Raw genomic sequence first — 5001 nt, forward strand, 5'->3', positions numbered from 1 at the left:
CCGCTCGCGGCTCTGCACCAGATCGGCGAAGTCGCGGATGGTCTTCGGGTCGTTCAGGTCACGGCTCTGGGCGAAGGTGCTCATCACCAGATGATGCTCGACGAGCCAGGTCGCGGTCTCTGCCTCGGAAGGCGTGAGTCCGAACCGAGGCCCAAGCTCGCGCGCAATGCGGGCGCCGACCTGCGAATGGTCCTCGTCGCGGCCCTTGGCGATGTCGTGCAGGAAGGCGGCGACGTAGAGCGCACGGCGATTGTCGATGGTGCGGATGATCTCGGTCGAGACCGGATGCTCCAAGGCAAGTTTGCCTCGCTCGATGTCGGAGAGGAAACCGATGGTGCGGATCAGATGCTCGTCGACGGTGAAGTGATGGTACATGTTGAACTGCATCATAGAGACGACGCGGCCGAACTCCGGGATGAAGTAGCCAAGCACGCCGGCTTCGTTCATGCTACGCAGCACGCCCTCAGGATCGCGGGCGTCGGTCATCAGCCTCAAGAACAGCCGGTTTGCCGTCGGATTGACGCGCAAGCTGTCATCGATCAGCCGCAAATTCGCCCGCACCTGGCGCAAGACCTCTGGCGAGAAGGTGGCCTGCTGCTCGTCGGCAAGGGCAAACAGGCGGATGAAGTTCACCGGGTCCTTGGCAAAGACGTCCTTGTGGATGGCGCTGATGCGGCCGTTCTCGATGCGGAAGTCGGAGGTGCGGCGCAGCTGCGCGCGGCGCTTCCAGCCGAACGGCGACAGAAGCGTGCCGAGGCTCGGCAGCGACTTGAGCTGTTTCATCTCGAGCGCCGAACAGACGATGCGGGTGAGCTCGCCAACTTCCTTGGCGACGAGAAAATAGTGCTTCATGAAGCGCTCTACCGCGCGCAAGCCCGCATGGCCGCGATAGCCGAGCTTTTCCGCCATCAGCGGCTGGAGGTCGAAGCTCAAGCGTTCCTCGGGGCGCTCGGCGAGGAAATGCAGCTGGCAGCGCACCGACCAGAGGAAGCCTTCGCAGCGGCGGAAGCTACTATATTCGGCGGTCGTGAACACGCCGGCTTCGACGAACTCCTCCTCAGCCGTATCGGGATAGAGGTGCTTGGCGAGCCAGTGCAAGGTATGCAGATCGCGCAAGCCGCCCTTGCCGTCCTTGATGTTCGGCTCGACCAGATAGCGCGAGGCGCCGGCGCGGGCGTGGCGGGCGTTCTGCTCCTCGAGCTTGGCGTCGACGAAGGGCCGCACACTCGTCTTCAGCACGTCCTCGCGGAAGCGGCGCTGAAACTCGGCGAACAGCACCTCGTCGCCAAGGATCAGGCGCGCGTCGAGTAGCGCCGTGCGGATGGTCATGTCCGAGCGCGACAGCCTTATGCATTGATCGATGGTTCGCGTGGCGTGGCCGACCTTGAAGCCGAGATCCCAGAGCAGATAGAGCATGTATTCGGCGACGCTCTCTCCCCAGGCGGTCTGCTTGTAGGGAAGCAGGAACAGGAGATCGATGTCGGAGCCAGGCGCCAGCATGCCGCGCCCGTAGCCTCCTTGGGCGACGATAGCCATGTGCTCGGCGGCTGACGGGTTCTTGGCGCTATAGACGTGGTTGGTGGTGAAGTCGTAGGCGAGCCTGATCAAGGCGTCCTGGAAGGCGGAAAGGCCCTCGGCGCAAGCCCGGCCGTCGCCGTCCCGCTCAAGCTGGTGCCGCGCTTCTTTCCGCGCGTCATCGACGAGCTGCCGCAAGCGCTCAACGAGCGCCGCCCGCAGCGAAGAATCCTGCCCGGAATAGGAGCGGGCAAGCTCGGAGGTCTCCTCGCGAAGCGCGTCGAGATTGAAATAAGGCGCGGTTTTGACGACTGCCTGGTCCATGGGCGGCGTGAATTCTAACACATTGGGACTTAAGGCTCGGTAGTGCGGTCCAACAAGCCCTTTAGCGTGTAAATCGCCTCGAGCGCCTCGCGCGGCGTCATGGCGTCGGGTCTGAGCGCGCCGACGGTGGCTTCGAGCGCGGACTGCCTTGGCGGCTTCGCGGGCGATACACCTTTGGCGGCGCTGAACAAGGGCAGATCGGAGGCGAGGTCCGAGGGCTTCGGCCTGCCGTCGGCCTTTTCCAGCTCGGTCAGCACCTCATTGGCTCTTGAGAGCACCGCTTGAGGCAAGCCGGCGAGCTTGGCCACATGGATGCCGTAGGAGCGGTCGGCGGCGCCAGGCACCACGCGATAGAGGAACACGATCTCGTCGCGCCATTCCTTGACCTCGACCGTGGCGTTGGCGGCGCGGGGCAGACGGTCGGCAAGCGCGGTCAGCTCATGATAATGGGTGGCGAACAGCACGCGGCAACGGTTCACCTCGTGCAGATATTCGAGCGTCGCCCAGGCGATGGAGAGGCCATCGAAGGTGGCGGTCCCGCGGCCGATCTCGTCGAGCACGACGAAGGACCGCATCGTGGCCTGATTGAGGATCGAAGCGGTCTCCACCATCTCGACCATGAAGGTCGAGCGGCCGCGGGCGAGGTCGTCGGCGGCGCCCACCCGGCTGAACAGGCGGTCGACGATGCCGACATGGGCCGACTTCGCCGGCACGAAGGAGCCCAATTGGGCGAGCACCACGATCAGCGCGTTCTGGCGGAGGAAGGTCGACTTGCCGGCCATGTTCGGCCCGGTCACCACCAGGATGCGGGTTCCGGTGTCCTTGTTCTCCGCCCCCAGCCTGCAATCGTTGCCGACGAAGGTGGCGCCGTCGCCGCGCGCCAAATTCTGCTCGACCATGGGGTGGCGGCCTTCGAGCACGGCGAAGATCGGGCTCTCATCGACTTTGGGCCGAACATAGTTCTGCTCGATCGCAAGCTCGGCGAGGGCTGCGTGGTGATCGAGCTCGGCGAGGCCTGCGCTTGCGGCGGCGAGCGAGGCCTGCTCGGCAAGAACGCGCTCGGTCAGCTTGGCGAAGATGTCGAGCTCGAGCGCGAGCGCGCGGTCGGCTGCCGTGGTGATGCGCGCTTCGAGCTCGCCAAGCTCGAGCGTGGAGAAACGCATGACATTGGCGAGAGTCTGCCGGTGCATGAACATCTCGACATGCGGCGGCTTGGAGAGCGCCCCGGCATTGGTGGCGGTGACCTCGACGAAATAGCCAAGCACGTTGTTGTGGCGCACTTTCAGCGACTTGATGCCGGTCGCCTCGGCGTAGCGTGTCTGCAGGCCGGCGATCACCTGGCGGCTGCCGTCCCGCAGCTTGCGATGCTCATCGAGATGGCGATCGAAGCCATCGCGGATGAAACCGCCGTCGCGCTTGGCGAGCGGCAACTCGTCGGCGAGCGCAGCTTCAAGATCGTTCTCGACTCCTTCTGGCACCGACTTCAGCCTGACAGCTATGGCGTGAAGCTCCTGCGGCAGGCCGAGAGCGCTCGCGGCACGGCCAAGATGCGTGGCAAGAGCCCGGGCCGAAGCAATGGCGTCGCGCACCGCGCCGAGATCGCGCGGACCGCCGCGGTTCAACCCCAAACGGCCCATCGCCCGCGCGAGATCGGGCGCGCGCTTCAGTTCTTCGCGCAGCGTCTGGCGCAAGCGCGGTTCGCCGGCGAGATGGGAAACGGCGTCGAGGCGATCGTTGATGGCGCCGGCTTCAGTGAGCGGGCTGCCGAGCCTGCTCGCCAGCTCCCGCGCGCCGGCGCCGGTCACGGTGCGGTCGATGGCGAAGAGCAAGCTGCCTGAGCGGGTGCCTTGGTTCCCCCGCATCAGCTCGAGATTGGCTCTGGTCGCGGCGTCGATCAGAAGCAGGCTTCCAGGCGCCTCTTTGCGCGGCGGCCGCATCAAGGGCGTGCGGCCGACTTGCGTGATCTCGACATAGGTGAAGAGGCCGGCGAGCGCGGCAAGCTCTGTTCTCGTGAACTCGCCATAGGCATCGAGCGTTGCGACGCCGAGCTTGCCCTTCAGCGCGCGCTCGCCGCGGGCAGAATCGAAATGCGCGCGCGGGATTGGGGTAAGCGCGGCGCCCGCCTCATGGATGACGGCACGGAACGACGGATCGCCTGCCTGATCGTCACCGACCAGAACTTCGCGGGGAGCGAGCCGCGCAAGCTCGCCGGCAAGATCGCCGCCGTTCACCGTGGCGGCGAGCAGCTCGCCGGTGGAAATATCGAGCGAGGCGAGCGCGAACGACGCCTCGCCCCCGGTGGGTGCGCGGAAGATGGCGGTGAGGAAGTTGTGGGCGCGGGCATCGAGCAGGCTCTCCTCGGTCAGCGTGCCGGGCGTGACGAGGCGGACCACGTCGCGCCGCACCACGGCCTTTGGCCCGCGTTTCCGCGCCTCGGCAGGGTCCTCGATCTGCTCGCACACCGCGACGCGGTGGCCTTGCGCGATCAGGCGTTGGAGATATTCGTCGGCGGCATGCACCGGCACGCCGCACATGGGGATGTCCTCGCCAAGATGCTTACCGCGCTTGGTCAGCGCGATGCCGAGTGCGCGACTGGCGATTGCGGCGTCCTCGAAGAACAGCTCGTAGAAATCGCCCATGCGGTAGAACAGGAGGCAATCGGCATTGGCCGATTTGATCTCCAGATATTGGGCCATCATCGGGGTGGCGATGCTCGCCTGACCGGGCGCTCCCGACTCGTCAGGGCGCGGGACGTCTGGGGCGGAAAACCCCGTTGGTTCGGCGTGAGCCCCGGTCTCTGCCTCGGCCATGGCTAGGGTGGTAACCGCTCCTGCGCGACCGGACAAGCGAGGCCGTTCACCACCGGTTTGGTCGTCCACAGCGGCAAAGGGCCGCCACCCCCGTTGCCTGACGCGCAAGCCTCCTCTAGGGTGCGCGGCGCTTCACGCGGCTTCAACGGAGAGAGCATGCGCCCGTCCAAACGCGCGGCAGATGCCTTGCGCCCCATCAGCCTCGAGCGGGGCGTTTCGTGCCACGCCGAGGGCTCCTGCCTCGTGCGTTTCGGCGGCACCCATGTGCTGTGCACGGCGAGCGTCGGAGAGTCGGTGCCGCCATGGCTGAAGGGCGGCGGCAAGGGCTGGGTCACGGCGGAATACGGCATGC

The 5001-nt window shown here is 66.1% G+C and carries 2 protein-coding genes and 1 pseudogene; 1 reads left to right on the forward strand and 2 read right to left on the reverse strand.

Annotated elements, in window-relative coordinates:
• Together glnD and mutS are read right to left on the reverse strand one after the other, a co-directional pair.
• Nucleotides 1–1839: [protein-PII] uridylyltransferase (glnD, locus tag ACREC7_RS15675; RefSeq protein ID WP_431556627.1), on the reverse strand; the 1839-nt coding region annotated here is incomplete at its 3' end.
• A gap of 29 nt (nt 1840–1868) precedes the next feature.
• The gene (gene mutS / locus ACREC7_RS15680) at nt 1869–4649 is read right to left on the reverse strand and encodes a DNA mismatch repair protein MutS (protein ID WP_431556628.1); all 2781 of its coding nucleotides are present in this window, start codon (nt 4647–4649) and stop codon (nt 1869–1871) included.
• A 156-nt stretch (nt 4650–4805) separates the two neighbouring features.
• Here mutS and ACREC7_RS15685 point away from each other — a divergent pair.
• Nucleotides 4806–5001: pseudogene (locus ACREC7_RS15685) on the forward strand (ribonuclease PH); the annotation flags it as partial.

The sequence above is a fragment of the Methyloceanibacter sp. genome, from assembly GCF_050728395.1.
Taxonomy (GTDB): Bacteria; Pseudomonadota; Alphaproteobacteria; order Rhizobiales; family Methyloligellaceae; genus Methyloceanibacter.

Excerpts from the sequence above, each read along its gene's own strand:
- mutS (WP_431556628.1), bottom strand. The coding sequence starts at position 4,649 with ATGGCCGAGGCAGAGACCGGGGCTCACGCCGAACCAACGGGGTTTTCC.